Source organism: Paenibacillus germinis (assembly GCF_013141785.1).
In the GTDB taxonomy this organism is placed as follows: domain Bacteria; phylum Bacillota; class Bacilli; order Paenibacillales; family NBRC-103111; genus Paenibacillus_E; species Paenibacillus_E phytorum.
This window is the reverse complement of record NZ_WHOC01000028.1, coordinates 134,175-151,204: the sequence shown is the minus strand read 5'-3', so window position 1 is coordinate 151,204 and position 17,030 is coordinate 134,175. Positions and strand designations below refer to the sequence as shown.

General features: G+C 45.2%; 13 protein-coding genes. 3 read left to right on the top strand and 10 right to left on the bottom strand.

Annotated elements, in window-relative coordinates; all coding sequences use genetic code 11:
* Positions 1-12 precede the first annotated feature (12 nt).
* From GC102_RS06495 to GC102_RS06485, 3 genes are all read right to left on the bottom strand, one after another.
* The gene (locus GC102_RS06495) at positions 13-927 is read right to left on the bottom strand and encodes an ABC transporter permease (RefSeq protein WP_246320756.1); all 915 of its coding nucleotides are present in this window, start codon (positions 925-927) and stop codon (positions 13-15) included.
* 192 nt (positions 928-1,119) lie between these two features.
* Positions 1,120-2,637, bottom strand: coding sequence for an ABC transporter substrate-binding protein (locus GC102_RS06490; protein ID WP_171688728.1), 1,518 nt, complete (start codon positions 2,635-2,637; stop codon positions 1,120-1,122).
* Between the two features lie 220 nt (positions 2,638-2,857).
* Positions 2,858-5,119, bottom strand: coding sequence for an AraC family transcriptional regulator (locus GC102_RS06485; protein ID WP_171688727.1), 2,262 nt, complete (start codon positions 5,117-5,119; stop codon positions 2,858-2,860).
* 195 nt (positions 5,120-5,314) lie between these two features.
* Between GC102_RS06485 and GC102_RS39970 the strand changes: the two genes are divergently transcribed.
* A complete protein-coding gene (locus GC102_RS39970; RefSeq protein ID WP_281367629.1) occupies positions 5,315-5,410 on the top strand; it encodes a transposase in 96 nt (31 codons plus the stop codon).
* Between the two features lie 100 nt (positions 5,411-5,510).
* Here GC102_RS39970 and GC102_RS06475 read toward each other — a convergent pair whose 3' ends face one another.
* Positions 5,511-7,163: a GMC oxidoreductase gene (locus tag GC102_RS06475; RefSeq protein ID WP_246320755.1), complete on the bottom strand. Its 1,653-nt coding sequence runs from the start codon at positions 7,161-7,163 to the stop codon at positions 5,511-5,513.
* A 156-nt stretch (positions 7,164-7,319) separates the two neighbouring features.
* Between GC102_RS06475 and GC102_RS06470 the strand changes: the two genes are divergently transcribed.
* A complete protein-coding gene (locus tag GC102_RS06470; protein WP_171688726.1) occupies positions 7,320-8,075 on the top strand; it encodes a ThuA domain-containing protein in 756 nt (251 codons plus the stop codon).
* A 114-nt stretch (positions 8,076-8,189) separates the two neighbouring features.
* On the opposite strand, the gene GC102_RS06465 is transcribed toward GC102_RS06470, so the two are convergent.
* From GC102_RS06465 to GC102_RS06455, 3 genes are all read right to left on the bottom strand, one after another.
* Positions 8,190-9,104 carry a cache domain-containing protein gene (locus GC102_RS06465; protein ID WP_171688725.1) on the bottom strand — a complete coding sequence of 305 codons (915 nt, stop codon included), beginning with the start codon at positions 9,102-9,104 and terminating at the stop codon, positions 8,190-8,192.
* 345 nt (positions 9,105-9,449) lie between these two features.
* Positions 9,450-10,979 carry an MFS transporter gene (locus tag GC102_RS06460; RefSeq protein WP_171688724.1) on the bottom strand — a complete coding sequence of 510 codons (1,530 nt, stop codon included), beginning with the start codon at positions 10,977-10,979 and terminating at the stop codon, positions 9,450-9,452.
* Entirely contained in the window at positions 10,976-11,113 is a 138-nt protein-coding gene (locus GC102_RS06455; RefSeq protein ID WP_171688723.1) for a hypothetical protein, read from the bottom strand. Before GC102_RS06455 ends, GC102_RS06460 begins: the two co-directional genes overlap by 4 nt.
* Before the next feature lie 173 nt (positions 11,114-11,286).
* Here GC102_RS06455 and GC102_RS06450 point away from each other — a divergent pair, with 173 nt between their 5' ends.
* Positions 11,287-11,739 carry an Lrp/AsnC family transcriptional regulator gene (locus tag GC102_RS06450; protein WP_171688722.1) on the top strand — a complete coding sequence of 151 codons (453 nt, stop codon included), beginning with the start codon at positions 11,287-11,289 and terminating at the stop codon, positions 11,737-11,739.
* 256 nt (positions 11,740-11,995) lie between these two features.
* Here GC102_RS06450 and garD read toward each other — a convergent pair whose 3' ends face one another.
* From garD to GC102_RS06435, 3 genes are read right to left on the bottom strand one after another with little or no spacing between them, the layout of a single operon-like run.
* The gene (gene garD / locus GC102_RS06445; protein ID WP_171688721.1) at positions 11,996-13,534 is read right to left on the bottom strand and encodes a galactarate dehydratase; all 1,539 of its coding nucleotides are present in this window, start codon (positions 13,532-13,534) and stop codon (positions 11,996-11,998) included.
* Positions 13,535-13,551: 17 nt separating this feature from the next.
* Positions 13,552-14,661 (bottom strand): glycoside hydrolase family 88/105 protein, encoded by a 1,110-nt coding sequence (locus GC102_RS06440; protein ID WP_312883185.1) that lies wholly within the window; start codon positions 14,659-14,661, stop codon positions 13,552-13,554.
* Positions 14,662-14,707: 46 nt separating this feature from the next.
* Positions 14,708-16,963, bottom strand: coding sequence for a helix-turn-helix transcriptional regulator (locus GC102_RS06435; RefSeq protein WP_171688719.1), 2,256 nt, complete (start codon positions 16,961-16,963; stop codon positions 14,708-14,710).
* Positions 16,964-17,030 lie beyond the last annotated feature (67 nt).

Sequence of the window (17,030 nt, the reverse complement as noted above, 5' to 3'; positions counted from 1 at the left end):
TAAAGCTCCTCTCTAGAATAACTTCGAGTCATTGTCAACCCGGCGGACGATCCAATTGAAGAAAAGAATAGTAATGAAGCCCATGACCGATTGGAATAACGATACCGCAGCGGCATTGCTGTAGCTGTTCATATTCGCGAAATCCCGCAAGGACCGGTACACATAAGTATCGATGACATCCGTAGCCTTGAAGAGGAGAGAATTGTCTCCGATGATACCGTAAATCAAGCCAAAATCACCGTAGAAAATACGTCCCAACGCCAGAAGCGTCAGCACGATAATGGTCGGCCGGAGCAACGGCAGGGTAATATACCAGATCTGCTGCCATCGCTTGGCGCCGTCAATTCGCGCGCTTTCATAATATTCCTCGGAGAAGCCGGTTATGGTCGCAAGATATATGATCGAACCCCACCCGGCGCCTTTCCACACGAATATGATCGTCAGCAGCATAGGCCAGACCGAAGGGGTCTGAAACCAGTCAACCGATTGAAAGCCAAAATCCTTCATTATCAGGTTGATCATGCCGTCCTGTCCGTTAAAAAAATTCAGGACCATCAGGTTCACGACGATAATGGAAATAAAATGCGGCAAGATCACGAGCGACTGGGTCACCTTCTTGAAGAATACATGTCTGATTTCATTCATCAGCAGGGCAATTAATAGAGAGCTCACTGTACCTGCCGTAATGAACAGAAGGTTCAAAAATACCGTGTTTAATGTAACCGCCAACCAATCCGGACCCGTGAAAAAAAAGGTAAGATTGTCGAGTCCTACCCATCGGCTCCCCCAGATCCCCTTAGCAGGTATAAACTGCTTGAAGGCCAATACATGAGCTGACATCGGTAAATAAGAAAAAATAAAAACGTATACAATCACGGGAAGCGCCATAGCGTACAGCCATTTGTTCCTCCTGAGTTCATGTATCATGCTCACATCTCCTTTCGTATCTACTTGAATATTACGCATTCCTGAAGCTGCGCGTATAGTCTTGCATTTATCAATGAGTTTGAACTGTAACACTTTATTGAGGTTTGAATTCTATCACTCACGGAAGTCCGGAGTTTACCAATATAAAAAGCCGGCAATCCTTGATTCAAGATCGCCGGCTTATAGGGTCGCTTACTTCTTCTTGCTGGCGAGAGAAGCATCCAGCTGTTTTTGATACTCGGCTTGAATTTTCTTAACATTGGCATATGCCTTATCCTTAAACTTCGCCAAGCCGTCTTTCGGTTCCAGCACACCCAAAATGATTGGCTCAAACAGTTCTTTATTCGCAATGTTCAATTGTGCTATTTCATTGGATACCGGACTTGGATCGAAGGTGAAGCCTGCAAGGATGTCTGCTTTGAAGTTAGCGGAATCGCGCTGCCACTTATTCAGCTTGATGACATCTTCAGACAAGCTGGCGTCAATACGATCTAGCTTGGAATTCCATCCCCATGCAAAAGGAATTCCGGAGTAAGAGTTTTCTTTGATGGGCTTATAAAGGCCTTCGCCGGATTCCTCCCAGTTTTTCCCTTTAATCCCGTAGGCAAGCAGGTCGTAATTGTCCTTCTGGTTCAGCCAATTGATGAATTGAACGGCGCGCTCTTTGTTTTTGCTGATAACTGGGACAGCAATGAAGTTGCCTGCTTTGAACGTTGAGAACAGCTTCATGCTTGGGTCATACAAGCTGAAAGCTTCCGCAGCGGCTCCCGGAACCGCCTTTTCCAATGAAGAACGGGTGTTAAGATTTACACCGAAATCAAAGAAGGTTGTTACTGCCGCTTTCCCTTTGGGGAACTCCGCATTTTTGAGCGTAATGGCGTCTTTAGCAGTAATCCCGTCCTTATAGAGCTTGTGATTCTGTTCAAAATTTTTCATAATGGCAGGGTCCATGTTATCGAAGATATTATAGACCTTTCCATCGTTGCCTTTGGTGTAAAGCCCCGCATAGTTCACTACAGGCTGAATGTTGGCATTCGCATCGAACAAATTTGCCAACCTTAAGCCGATATGTTCGGCACCGTTCGGGATGTACGGCGTAATGTCCGGAGCCTTTTCTTTCACGGTATACATGAATTTGATAAGATCGTCATAGCTCTTGATGGGAGCGACACCCAGCTTCTCCCGAATGTCCTTGCGTATGACAAACGTCCAGGGACGAATGAAATTCACTTCAAGCGGAACCGCATACAATTTGCTGTTCACTTTATTGGATTCCATCAACTGCGGAGAGCGATTGCTCTTAATCTCAGGCCCATACTTGTCAATGAGTGAGTCTAACGGTTCGTAGAGTCCGGCAGCAATATTTTGATACGGATTATTGTCCCAGATCAGATCGTAGTCTTCCGCGGAGGACAAGGCGACTTGACGTTTCTGGAGGACATCCGCCCATGGAATAAACACCACATTCAGCTTCACATTGAGTGAGCCTGCCAGACGGTTCTCCATCTCTGCCTTGACTTCACTCCAGCCCGCCGGCGGATCTCCAGGGAACATGATTTTCAGTGTAACCGGATTCAATTTTGCAGCCGCGGAGGCTGCCGGTTTGCCTGTTTCGGATAGCTCAGCCTGTTTCGAACTGCAACCTGCCAATGTTCCCGCTAGTATAAGCGACATGGCCAATAACAAGGTACTTTTACTTCTTAATTTCATCGTTTTAACCCCTCTCAGTTTATATAACAAACCTAGCATAGCGGAATACCGATGTTTTGATTATTGGCTTCGTGCATCCCGCTTGCTCGGCATCGTGTCTGTATCATAAACGGATTACTCAGGCTCCGTATAGTCCGGTATCTATCAATCAGTACGAATTGTCACAAATCAGGAGAGTACATAATTTTCTACTAACAGAGTACGAATTTTACGCTTTTACTTATGTTTTTTCCATACGGTATTGGTTCGGCGTCATCCCGGTTGCACGTTTGAACGTAGAAAAGAAGGTGCTCTTGGTTTGAAATCCGGACTGTTCCGTTATATCCGCTACGGTCCAATCGGTCGTTGTAAGCAGCTTGATGGCATGCTCGATCCGTTGGTTCGTAATAAAATCGGACAATGAACAATGGAAATGGTCCTTGAATATTTGTCTGGCGTAGTTCACCGATATGGATACATGATCAGCGACGTCATCCACGGAGAGCATTGGATTGTGAAGATGGTTGCGCACATATTCGATCATCTCCACAGCAACCTCTTCTTTTCGACTGGAGACATTCTTCTTGCCGTGCCGGTCTATGATCTGCAGCATCTCCTGATATATCCACGATTTTACTTCCCCAAGGGTTACAAATTGCTCCAGGAAGGAGTGGATGCTCTTCATCCCATGAAATGTTGTATGATTCTTGAAGTTTTTCATGATCGAATAGATGATGTGGGTCAGCTGCAGCTTGCATTCCTCATAGCTTAGCTCCTGCATATGCAGGGTGAGTTGGTCAAAATATCCTTCAAGCGCCTTCTCATTCTTGAGCTGGACGGAGTGAATAACCTGCTTGAGCAAGGCTTCGTCAAGATCACTGTCTTTGCCTCGTTCATATCGCTCCAGATCTTCGGAGGTAAACACCCTGTCCTCATCATTAATGAATCTCATTAACGTTAATTCGTATAGCTGGGAATAAATAATTGGCAAGTTCTCCTCAACATCAAGTACAGAGCTGACAGCTGCATGCACTTCCAGCTTAAGCCATTGCCGTATCTGAACCCGTACATCCTCCATCGCTCCGATTGCTTGTGCCATGTCGCCCTCTAAAGCAGGTGAGGAAATAAGCGCCACGATGTGATCGGAGCCGAAGTCGACCGTTTCCGCTGCATACCCGTGATTCGCAAGGACTTCGGCCATAATGTTTCCCATGGCAAAGCGCAATAATTTCCTCGAAGCGAAGTCATAATGCTCATCGAAGCGTCCGAACGATTCCAGACGAATGATAGCCATGCGGAACCATCCCGTGCTGAGAATTTGGGTTTGGATTCTAATAAACTCTTCAATCGGTTTGGAAGACTTCGAATTAAGAATCCATTGACGCAAGAAATCATCTTTGACCAAAGCTTTGCTGCTCTTGATCGATAAATCCAATTGTTCGATCTTCTCGACGAGTGAATGAAAACCGGAATGTATCCATGCCATCTCATTATTGGTATTCATGGTCTGCATGACAGGATGCTCTTTGCCCAGCTTGCTTTTTATTTGCAGGGCCAAGTCGCTAATAGGCTTCAAGCTGCGGTATGATTGCCAAAACAAGAATAAAAGCAGAGCTAACAGCAGAAAGACCGAAGAACCGATAATTTCGATCCGGATCTTGGTTACCTTTGCTTGCCATAAAGAGATCGGTGACAAGTGATAAACATTCCATCCTTCTATTGGCAGCCGTTCTGACTGAATGGACCAGGTCTCATTCCCGGACTTCCATTTCCAGTTCGGTTCTGCTGCCGGTTTATCCATTTCCATTAATGCTTTTGTTAACGCAGAATCCGTATTCCCCAGAATGAACTCCTTATTCTTGCCTTCAATATATATTTTGTTCTGATCTTCCTCCGATATCTGCAGCATGTTCTCATTTAACAATGGTTTACTGAACAGAATCGCTACAAATCCCTGATAGTTCTGATTAGGCCCGGCTGCCGGTACGACAAGAGCCAGATACGATTCACCATCCACCTCATGATTAACATATTGTAGATATGGCGTTTTTTGACCTTTAATGTAATTCAACATTATTTGGTCATAAAAATCCTGCGTCGAATAGATGCTTGATTCTGAGGTGTAGATTTGGTCAATATTGAAGTTTATTAAATAAATGCCGTGAATAAAAGGCTCGCTGCTCATAAATTCCCTTACACTTGTCGCAGCTTTATTCAATACCAAAGGGGAATAATCGTTCTTCTCCATGTTCATCCAGAGTGCAATACTTTCATCCGAATAGACTCTTAAAGCAAACTGTCGTAATTTCTGCAAGGTAAATTCCGAGGTTTTAATGACTTGTTTCATTTTCTCTTGATTTGACTTGTCCATTTCATCAATTGCGTTTCGAACGAACTGCTGACTCAGGAACATAGTGAACACTAGGGTGAGCAAGCTCACGACAATGCAGGAATACAAAAATATGTTTAAATACATCTTCTTCGGCTTTATCCGGCTCCACATGATATACCCTTCTTTCTCAATGATCCCACAAAAACAATATGACAGGATTCCTATTTTGTCCAGTATGAATCTTACCAAAGAAGTGCGAATTTTATTACATAAGCAGAAGCTATCTTTGCTAATAAAAAAGACATCCGATATCTTCTTGGACCTTCGGTTTGACGCCAATATTTTGGGTTGCCGCTGCTACCCTTTATGTTAATCCAATCGATACCCGGTATTGGCACTAAGATTGCTGCAACAATTTTAGCTGGAATAGCTGAATGCCAGCATTTTCATTTAATAAAATAAACGTTACTTGAAAATAAAATAAAATAAAATAAACCGGGACCCCTTATTTCTAATGGAGTCCCGGTCCAAACTTTTTTCTGAAGATAAAAGAACCTTGATGTTACTGTAAAGCGATATAATCAGCCGTTCGAATCGCCAAGGCAACGATGGTCAGTGTAGGATTGGTTCCGCTTACCGTGGGGAATACGCTGTTGTCCGCTACATATAAACCGGAGATGCCATGCACCTGACCGAATCGATTGGTTACGGAAGTAAGCGGGTTATCTCCCATGCGGCATGTGCCTGCCTCATGAATGCTTCCTCCGGGTTGACGCATACAGATTTCAGTTTGGCCTGGTTCCTTTTGCAAAGTAACTCCCGCGGACGCAGCAAATCGTTTCAAAGTCGCCTCCATCCGGTTTATGACCGCATAGTCACGCTTGCTGTAAGAGAAATCGATTTTAATGAACGGAACGCCGTAACGGTCTCTTTTGGCGGGGTCAAGAAATACTCTGTTTTCGTATCGAGGCTGAACCTCGCCAAATCCCAAAATATGCAAGGATAACTCCTCTTGAAAAGGGATATTTTGATACTGCTGAAAATAAACCTCTTTACCTATCCCTCCTCCCATCTGAATCTGGAATGGTTCGTGTTCCGAGGCAGGCATGAGCAAACCTACGATTCCGGGTATCTCCGGGAATTCCTTTCGACTTGCTTTTCCACCGGCAACGATGAACGAATGGTCCGTCAAATAATGTCCGATCGCTTTTCCCGGAATACCGGAAGCAAGCATCAGCCTGGGGTTTTCTAGCGTACTTGTCGCCAAAACCACCTTTTTTGCTTTGATATTATAGGATCTTAGAGCGGGATCCATTACGGTAACCCCTGTTACTTTATCCTTATCCTGAGAAATTCGAACGCAGCGGGCACTCACGGCCAAATCGAAGGCGCGAAGGTTTAACGCATATGCGAGAAACACGATGGAACTAAAAAAGGGGTTGGAGAAAACTTTTCCATATTTGGACGATTTCGTATAAACGGCGTATGGATACGGGATCACGTTTGGAAATCCATTTTCCTGCAGACGTTTAAACAAGACTTGCTGCGCAGATGAATCTTCGAAGAAATCCGGCCCTACATTCATGACTTGTTCGGCGATATTGTAATAAGGATTAATTTCTTCGTATGACAGCGGCCATTCGGCAAACGCCGATGGAGGGAAGCGCGGGGAAACCAAACCCCAGAATATAGTTTTACCGCCAAGCGCAAGGACTTGTTTGGCTAACGGAAATTCGACCGGATCTTCGATTGCGGGGAACGGTACTTTATGGCTCGCTGCAAAACGTACCGCGCGCTCCCCGCCCAGTGTCGCAACATTATTCATATGTGTCGGCAGCACGAGACCTCCTGCCTCAACAACGCCGATACGCTTCCCGCTGTTCTTCCACTTTTCGCATAATCTCCAGAGAACCGCTCCGCCGCCGGCACCAGTGCCGACAATAAGGACGTCGTATTCCGTATTGGCCATTTGCTCAAGCGGTGTCAGCGGAATCCAGTCATCCTGGCGTCCTTCTTCAACAATAGGCGAACAAAATGGGACATTTAAATTTGCCTGCTTAGCGGAATCCGAAGGAAGATTTACTTTTTGCCCCCCAATACCGAGATCCGGATTTGGAATGTGCGGATTTATAAGAATGAGGTCAACCAGTTCGATGTTATATTTCTGGGCAATGGCGATAAGGGTTTCTCCTGCATGGGCGACATGGATCCGCAAGTTTCTCACTCCTTTTATGGAAATAATAGATAGGTATGAATGAAGAAATCCGATTATGTATTTGAATCGAATTCTGCGCTAAATCGAGACCCTTTTGGGCAAACACACATATAAATAAATGGTGATATGGAATTGACGAACAAAGGGGACATTACAATGATAAATGCGAGAATTGGCAATAGGCTGTTCTTCGAAACACGGCCAATTCATGTAACGATATGGAATGAGTATGTACAGGAGAAGACGGACGTAAAGGTAGCGAACATATATCCGAATGGGATACACAAAACTATTATGGGCGGTCTTGAACCATACGGGTTCCGGATCATGACTGCAACATTGGAACAACCCGAACATGGCTTGACGGAAGAGGTATTAAATCATACAGATGTTTTAATCTGGTGGGGGCATTTGGCTCATGATCAAGTTAGTGATGAAATTGTCGAAAGGGTGTATAAGCGAGTATTGCAGGGGATGGGACTGATCGTGCTGCACTCGGCACATTTATCGAAACTATTTAGGAAATTGATGGGTACCACCTGCGATTTAAAATGGAGAGAAGATGCCGAAAAGGAAAGATTGTGGGTTGTCGATCCAGCTCATCCGATCACGGAAGGCATCGGGCCGTATTTTGAACTTCAGCATGAAGAAATGTATGGAGAATTTTTCGATATACCTGCTCCCAATGAGCTTATATTTGTAAGTTGGTTTCAAGGCGGGGAAGTGTTCCGCAGCGGATGTACATTTTTCCGCGGTCTCGGTAAGATATTTTATTTCCGGCCGGGACATGAAGCGTATCCAACCTATCACAATAAAGACGTTTTGCGGGTCATCGCAAATGCTGTACGTTGGGCTGCGTCCGCTCATGGGGCTATTCCAGTCTATGGCAATGCTAAGGCTCTCGAAAATTAGTGCAAGGTTGGGGTCCCCTATTTATATCATCAATCAAATAAAAGGATTTGATTAATCCAAAAAGAAGCAGCCCCAAAGCTTACTGCTCGGGGTTGCTTCTTTTTCATCCAACAATTACGGATAAATAATATGGCTGGTCATTTCAGTCTTTCCGATCTGCGGGTTCCAGGGAATTAACGAAACAATTCTCCAGCCGTTCCGGGGAATGATCTGATAGACGATCATTTGTTTCGTCTTTTTATCATAATAAGAACCGGAATCATTTTGGGTCAAAATATTTTGTAAATCCCTTTCGACTACGGTCCCCACCTTGTTCTGATCATGTGCGGTGATGACGGTTCCATTGCCATCGACGATAAACGTACTGCCCGTGGCTCCAAGCTTAATAGCATCCAGAATGGCCTGGGTAGACAGCAGAGAAATATCGAATTGCAAATAGCCAGTCTGATTGCCAAAACTGAATTTTTGCATATAGGTTAACACGGGTATATTCGCTGGAAAGCCCCTGCGATCCACATACGAGGCACTCACCTTCACCAAACGGGTCGCTTCTCCCGAGAAGGGGAGCTTCCCGAACCACATTTCGTCCTTCATGTTATAGTCGGTTTTAAGCATATAGTCCGTATTCTCCGGATTTCGGTAAATGTTCTGGTAACCGTTGCTGCTGTAGAACACAATGGCAAGCATTTCCCGATGATAGGCAATATAAGGATCGATAAAATTACTCTCGATGCTTTTATAATTTTTGTAGATTGAGTAAGCGCTACCATTTGAAACGCTGGACCAATCGCGAAAATCACTACTTGTCCCAACTCTTTGAAAAAAATGCTCATTGTCATCCATATAGCGGCTCAAATTAAAATTCGCCTGCGTCAGGATCTGATTGCTGAACCTGACCACGTCGGAATCAATGGCTTTGATGCTCCTGTCGTAGCTGATGCTTCCGATGACTGTGATGACAATGGTAATGATAGCGGTGATCATGAACATTAGTTTCCATTGCAGTGAATGACGCAGCTTGCGGTACACATTTTCCACCTCCCCGGCAATTGAACTATGATTGCGGTAAAAATTAACTATTTTTACTTTATGTGAAATCTATGTACTTTTTATTAATATACTATCTTACTTCAGATATCGGCACAATGATACTCTGGAGTACCTATAGGTCCTTGCCTTATCAAGCTTAATCGGAGATAGACGCATGTCAAACAACCCTTTCGCTTTTCAAGCGAATAGGGCCGTTTATAGTACCCAATGATGTTCATCATGTAAGGGGCAATTTATGCCCCTGCTAACAACGGATTTGGATTGTCACCAAAAACGAAAAGCTGATGTATTACTACAAGTAACCACCTGCAGGCGCGATGCCCTTCATGCTCTAGCTACTCTCTTTGATCCAAAAATCATAAAACTGGTCGCGGCCAAAACCCACACGCCAATGCCACCATAGAGCATCACCAAGCCAAAGCCGTGCACAAGAGCTGCATGGACCACGGCTCCGGACGCATCCAGAGAGGTCAGTTCTGGCAAACCCTGATTGAGAGATGTAGTGTTTCCAGCGGCTATTTTCTCGGCCAAAGTCCGCAATTGCGTTGTATCGAGAGTCCCAGGAAGGACCCGCTTCAAATAAGATAGGATGCCTTCCTGCAAAATGAATCCCATCACAGCGATGTTTATGGCTAGACTGATCAATCTGGCACTCATGTCTATACCGGAAGCCATGCCTGCACGGGTAGTTGGAACTGAGCCAGTAGTCGTGTTGGTCACAGGCGTGTTGGTCAAGCCCAGCCCGATACCAGCCAACAGGGAACCCGGTAACATGGTCAGCCAGTTGGCGTGATCGCCTCCACTGCCATATTTCATCAACATGAAGCCCAATCCGATGATAAACAGACCCAATGGGATAACTATACGCGGCTGATAGCGGAGCGAAAGGCGCTCTGCCAAGAGCGGGATCACCAGGGTGGGCAGCGCATAAGCCAAGAGAGACAGCCCGGCGGCTACGATGCCATATCCAAGGCCGCTCTGAAAATAGATCGGCAGATAGATCATGAACGGCCAGTAACTGAAATTCATACCGATGGAGCCAAGGAGAGCGCCGGAAAAATTGCGTATCTTGAATACGGAAAAGTCAAACATCGGATGGGCGCTGAGCTTTTCCGCAAAAAGAAAAATAATGAAGCTTGCTGCCGCTGCAACAAGGATGCTGATGGATGCTACGCTGGTAAAGCCTAGTTCGGGCCCTTGCGTGATAAAGTATGCCAGGCCAAAAACCGTCAACGAAAGCGTGACGATGCCGATAATGTCCAGCTTTTTCGCTTGCGGATTTCTGGATTCCTCCACACTGCCAAAGACAAGGATCAGAGTGAGGATGGTCAGCGGGACGTGGATCAGGAAAACCCAATGCCAGTTCAATACGACCACGATCATCCCCCCGATGATCGGTCCAAAACCGAGGCCGATACCGAACACGATCCCCCATGCTCCAAAGGCTCTGCTGCGTTCTCGTCCTTCCTGAAACCGATGCGAAAGAATGGCTATCTGGCAAATCTGCATCGCGCCAGCACCTACACCTTGTAGAAACCGACTGACGATTAGTACTGATGTGTCTTGCACCAAACCACAAATCAAGGATGTAATACCAAACAAGACGAGGCTGATAATAAAAATGCGCCTCCTTCCATAACGGTCAGCCAGCGTTCCCACAGCCATCAGAACCGTCGCACAAGCAATGGTGTAGGCGTTCATAATCCATTGCATATCCTTGAGATTGCCATGCAATACCTTTTCCAAGGTTGGCAGTATCACTGGCACACTGGAAATTTCTAGGCCGAACATTAACGCGGACAAACATATCGCAGCCAATGCCATTATATTTTTGCTAGAATGGGAGAGAGTCATTGAGAATATCCTCCATACTTAGATTTGGTAACAGCACCAGCCAGCTTTTTTTCGTCAATTGTACAATCAAAGACCTCATCAATACGGGCCTGTAAATCTTCTGTACCTGCCTTCTTTAAATCGTATTTGCTCATTGCTTGCCATCCTCTCTGACTTCTCATGTGTGAAGCACCTTATTAAGGTGAGTCTTATTATATAATTTAAAGCGTTCATTTTACATATCAAATAAAATCAAATATGATGATTATACAAAGTAATAAAAGTTATTATATTTAAAAGACCTTAAAAATAAAGGAGCGTACTCAAAGTGGATCATGTAGACAAACAAATCCTCTTCTATCTTCAAAACCAGGCAAGGATTTCAATGACTGAGCTGGGTAAAAGCGTGGGGTTGTCCCAACCTGCTGTAACGGAACGAGTTAAGAGAATGGAAGAAAAGGGAATAATCGAAAAGTATCGTACCGTCATTTCTCCCGAAAAAATTGGGAAGCATGCGGCAGCCTATATGTTGTTTCGGACTAGAGACTGTTTAGCGTTTCTTGATTTTGTCCATACATCTCCCCATGTTGCTGAGTGCCACCGAATAAGCGGAGAACACAGTTATTTATTAAAAGTAGTGACGGAATCCACACGCACGCTCGAAGAGTTTGGCAATCAGTGCGATAAATATGGAACCTATACGATGCTGGTTGTCATGTCTTCACCGATCGATCATAGTCTTCTCATTCATTCTCTCGAAGAAGCAAATGGAGTTGACTAATACCAAGCAGAAATTCCAATAAATGCTGCGTCTGACTTCTCACCATTCTTATCCTCTTACCTTAACCATCACGGTCTTGGTAAGAAGCCACCTCGCGGTGTACGGGAGACTTTCACTCCTTAATCGATTGCGCTGCCAAACGCACAAAAGACCGGAATCCCATATCCCATGGAGTCCCGGTCCTTTCTTTCATTAATAATCTCCCGCTGCGTCCGCTCTTCTCCACCTAGTTCCAACCCAAGACGCCCAACAACGACTAGGTTACTGGAGCTGGGTTAAACAGACACAAAGCATTGTGCAATCCCCAGTGGTCTGCCCAAGTCTTCTTTTTCCCGCTTGCTACATCTACGATCATGCGAAAAATCTCCCAGCCCACTTCTTCAATAGTTGCTTCACCCGTTGCTATCGTTCCTGCATTCACATCGATTAAATCATGCCACTGTTCCGTTAAAGAATTTCGAGTAGATACTTTAATAACTGGTGCCATCGCTAACCCATAAGGTGTGCCTCTACCCGTTGTAAAAACTTGCATATTTACCCCCGAGGCTAGTTGCAAAGTACCGCAAACAAAATCGCTTGCGGGTGTCGCCGCATAAATGAGCCCTCTTTGAGTCGCTTTTTCACCCGGGGATAATACGCCTACAATGGGACTGCTACCCGATTTGATAATCGATCCAAGTGACTTCTCTACCACGTTCACCAATCCGCCTCTTTTATTTCCCGGTGACGGATTCGCACTCCGATCCGCTTGACCTTTTTGCAAATAATTATCGTACCACTTCATTTCTTGTATTAATGCCTGACCCACTTTTTGATTGATTACGCGCGGCGTTAGCAGGTGAACGGCATCCCGCACTTCGGTGACCTCTGAGAATAGCACCGTTGCGCCAGCTTGAACCAACAGATCAGCGGCAAACCCTACCGCCGGGTTCGCCGTCACCCCGGAAAAAGCATCACTTCCTCCACATTGTAAACCAACCACTAGGTCGGACACAGGACAAGTTACGCGCTGTCGTCGATTCAACTTCACCAATTTTTCTTCCGCCATACTCATAATGGACTGAATCATACTCATAAAACCATGATGATCTTGCAGAGATACGATGTTGGAAGAGTCTCCGTCCGGAAGCAATCTTTCCGGTATTAACTTCTCACAACCCAACCCCACCACTAGAACTTCACCGCCAAAATTGGGATTGGTCGCGATATTTTGAATGGTGCGAATCGGAATGATAGCATCAGGAGCATTAATGGCAACTCCGCAACCATAATTATGAGTTAAAGCCACGACATCCTCTACATTTTGATAGCCCGGAAGCAATTGCTCTTTAATCTTTTTCACAGCATAATCAAGCACCCCTGCAACACATTGAACGCTTGTCGTGATTCCCAGTATATTTTTCGTGCCGACACTGCCATCTTCGTTACGATATCCCTCAAAAGTGTACCCTTCAAGCGGCGCCAGCGGTAACGGTACATGATTGGCAATCGGCAGCTCATCTAACTCAGGAGGTGTGGGGAGTCTTACCAACTTCTCCTCCACCCAACTACCTTGCAGGATCGGACTATCCGCATAACCGATAACTTCACCGTAGCGAACGATAGGTTCATCCTGCTCTAAATCAGTTAGGGCTACTTTATGCCCTTGCGGAATGCTTTCCCTAAGTTCTAGACCACAAGAAAAGATACTCCCTTTAGATAACCCACCGGAATTAACGATAATCGCAACATTATCCTCGGCGTGAACCTTTATGTAAAGAGGCGCTTCATTTTGACTTTTTGCAAGCTTAGACATACAGATATCCTCCTTTTTCAGCCAAGCCGCTTAATCTCGTTGTAGGCCATCAGCAGCGGTGCTACACCATGCCCGTTATTGTCCACGATTTGTTCGGCGAAGAAATAATACGCAAGACTGCCATCTCGCATTTGTCCGGTTTCCGGCTTTTTGCCAAGGCCAGCACTTCGGCAAATGCCGCCTAACAGCACTTCACCGTCTTCTTCCCTCAGGTAACGAGCAATCGTTCCGTTAAAAGCCTGTATGCCGTATACGGCATACTCTTTTGGCAGATATCCCAATCGCGCACTTTTCAGAATGGCATAAGCTAACATCAGCGTACCGCTGGCTTCGAGATAATTGCCCGGATGCTCTTTCTTATCCACAACCTGGTACCACATACCCTCGCTATGCTGGTACGGCAGCATGTCATCTATAAGCTCCTTGATATAGGCTTTGAGTATGCCGGTATCTGCCGGCTCTCCTTCCAGCAGCTCCAGCACATCCACCAATGCCATCGCGAACCAGCCGACCGCACGCCCCCACACATTTGGTGACTGCCCTGTTGATTTATCGCACCAGAAAATATCGCGACTCTCGTCATAAGCGTGGGTGTACAACCGCTTCTCTCGGTTATATATATATTGTCTTACATTTCTAAACTGCTGCAGCGTATTGGAATAATCCTTGACCTCTACGAATTGCTTCACGTACTGAACATAGAAAGGCTGCCCCATATACAATCCATCCAGCCAAACCTGGTAGGGGTAGTTTTCTTTATGCCAGAACGAACCGGAACTCGTTCTCGGATAAGAAGCCAACTGCTGATACAACATATCCATGATCCTTTTATATTTGGGCTCCCGCTCCCTTTGGTATAGCGTAAACAAAACTCCAGCCATCCGGATTTGGTCGATATTATAACTGCTGATTTGGATTTCAGGGATATTGCCGTCCGAGTCAAAAAGCTGATCTATATAGCTTTTTACAAAGATATAATCTCTTTCACTGCTGGATTGCTCGTAGCAGTCCAAATACGCCTTTAAGATACAGCCCTCGATATAATGCCACCTTACGGAATACCACTTCTCACTGGACATATATGCTGCTTTCAGTTTTTCTACCAATTCATAGGTCAACAGGTACACCTCCATGATGGATAACACGATTATGGGTCATTCACCGAGCTGGCGATTACTGTGATCTCGAAAGGGCCTCTCGATACTGGCCCGGTGTCATGCCAGTAGCTTTGCGGAAGGTCCGGATAAATCCAGTGGAGTTGGTATAGTTGAGACGCTCCGCGATTTCCGTAATCTTCATATTGCTGTCCTTTAACCACAGTTTCGCCATATTCATCCGGTAATTCGTCAAATAATCGATAAACGTCGTTCCAATCTCTTTCTTGAATACTCGGCTTAAATAAACTGGATGAAAACGGAATTGCGCAGCGCACAATTCCAGCGTAAGATCCTGATCGTATTTTTCGTGAATGAGCTCGATCATTTGGTGTGCGATATTGATATATTGCGAATCGATGCGTCCCTGTAGGAAAGCAAGGGTGGGCGGGATCAGCTCAGTCTTAAACCAAGTCATAATTTCCTCCGCCGTATTCAATTTCATGAATCGGATAATGACCGATTTAGCGCCGATTAATCCATCCAGCATGCCACCTTGCTGCCCAACAAGCCGATAAATTTTGGCGATTAATTGAAGCATAAATATTTGAAAATCATTGAACGAGACGCTCTTCTCCAAAATCGCTGACGCATACTGGTTGTAATACTCGTAAGCAGAAACAGCATCGCCTGTTTTAAGTCCATTCATCAAGCTTTCTTCAAGGTGATTCCAGGAAGATGAAGGCTGAACGCTGTTCCGGTGAACGGGTTCGATATCTTCATAGCCCAGGATGAGCTCATTTCCAAGACTAATTCTGCGTTTCAGAGCCTCCAAAGCCTCTGAGTATGCATCCATCGCATTTGTGTACCTATGAAATGGCCGACTGATGCCGATACTGATTTTGAGCTGAAGAAGCTCGTGCACCTTCGACTTCATAAGCTCCGCCATTTCATAGAAGTAACCCTTCAGTTCATCCGGATCCTCCGAATCGCCTAGCAGTATCGTTACCTGAGACTGATCCAGCAGCAAAGTACCCAAGATACGGTCGTTAGGGATTAGCTCCCCAACGACATTGTTGATCGCAAATAACAGCAGCTCCTTATCGCTATCCAAGTATCGGGTGTCCTCTAGAGAATCAATTTGCAGGGCAAGCACTCCTAGTGCCTTCCCCTTTTCCCCAAAGCCATAGGTCTCATACTTATAGGAGAATTCGCTTTCTGTGACCTGTCCCATTATCAACTTCAACAGGAAAAATTCCTTCACCTGCCCACTCTGAACCTGCAGCTGCTGCTGAAGCTGCTTTCTCGTGCTAAACAAGGATGAAAAGCGCTCTTCGATTAAAGCGAATTCATCCCGCTTTTTGTTCCCTATGGACTCTCCTCCGAACTGCTCCATCATCATAAATAGCCGATGGATCGGCCTATACATGCGGCGGGTTCCGTAGAAGGCGGCTAATGCGATTAGAATAAAAATAATCACACAAGCATTTAAGGTGATGAATGCAATTTTCTTAGATTCCCTCGTAATTGCATCAATGGACACGATCGAAACATAGGACCAGCCGTTATAAGAGGAAACTCGATAGTTGACCCCCATATCGCCTATTTCAAAGGCCCCCTCTGGTTCCGTCGCGGCATTCATCCTTTGCAGGATGGAAGGCTGGATCCCTACAGTGCTGGAACTAGCTAAGAACGGCTCCCTATTTCGATTAAGTACATAAATATTTCCTAATTGGGTGTTTTGGGCCAAATTGCTCAGTAACGCATCATGCGACATATCAATCATCAACAATGCTTTAGGAGTGGTCGTGGTCGTAGAGGCAATCATTGGAAGCTTAACGACCAACCGGATCTTATTTTCATCTAAGGAACTACCGATAGTAGCTAACCAAAATAAATTTTGAGGGCGCTTGGCATAATCGCTCAGTAAATCTCGATTCACAAAATCTTCTGTTGATGTAAAACCGAGATTGCTGATCATCCAGTCGTGCTCCAAATTAATCAACTGCGTGTCGGCCACACCCGCAATCGAATGAAGATTATACAAGCCTTTGGAGAGATTGTTGATCGTTTGAAAATCATCATTCTGTAAATCATGGTAGATGAAATCGCTTACCAACGGTGAATTGATGTACTGTACAGCGCCCATTTCCACGTTCTTTAAGATTTGCTCCATTCGCATCTGGTTTTGCAGCAGGATCTGTACATTCCCCTCATTAACCTTCTTCCCAATATCCTTTGAGGCAATATAGTAGGAGATAAGCCCAATGCAAACGACCGGAACTGCGCTCAACAGAAGAGAGAAGACCAGCATTCGATATAAGTATTTTGGCAACGGAAACCTCTCCTTTCTTCGCTTTCAAGGATTCGACATTACCATTATATCAGAGGAATCTACGATG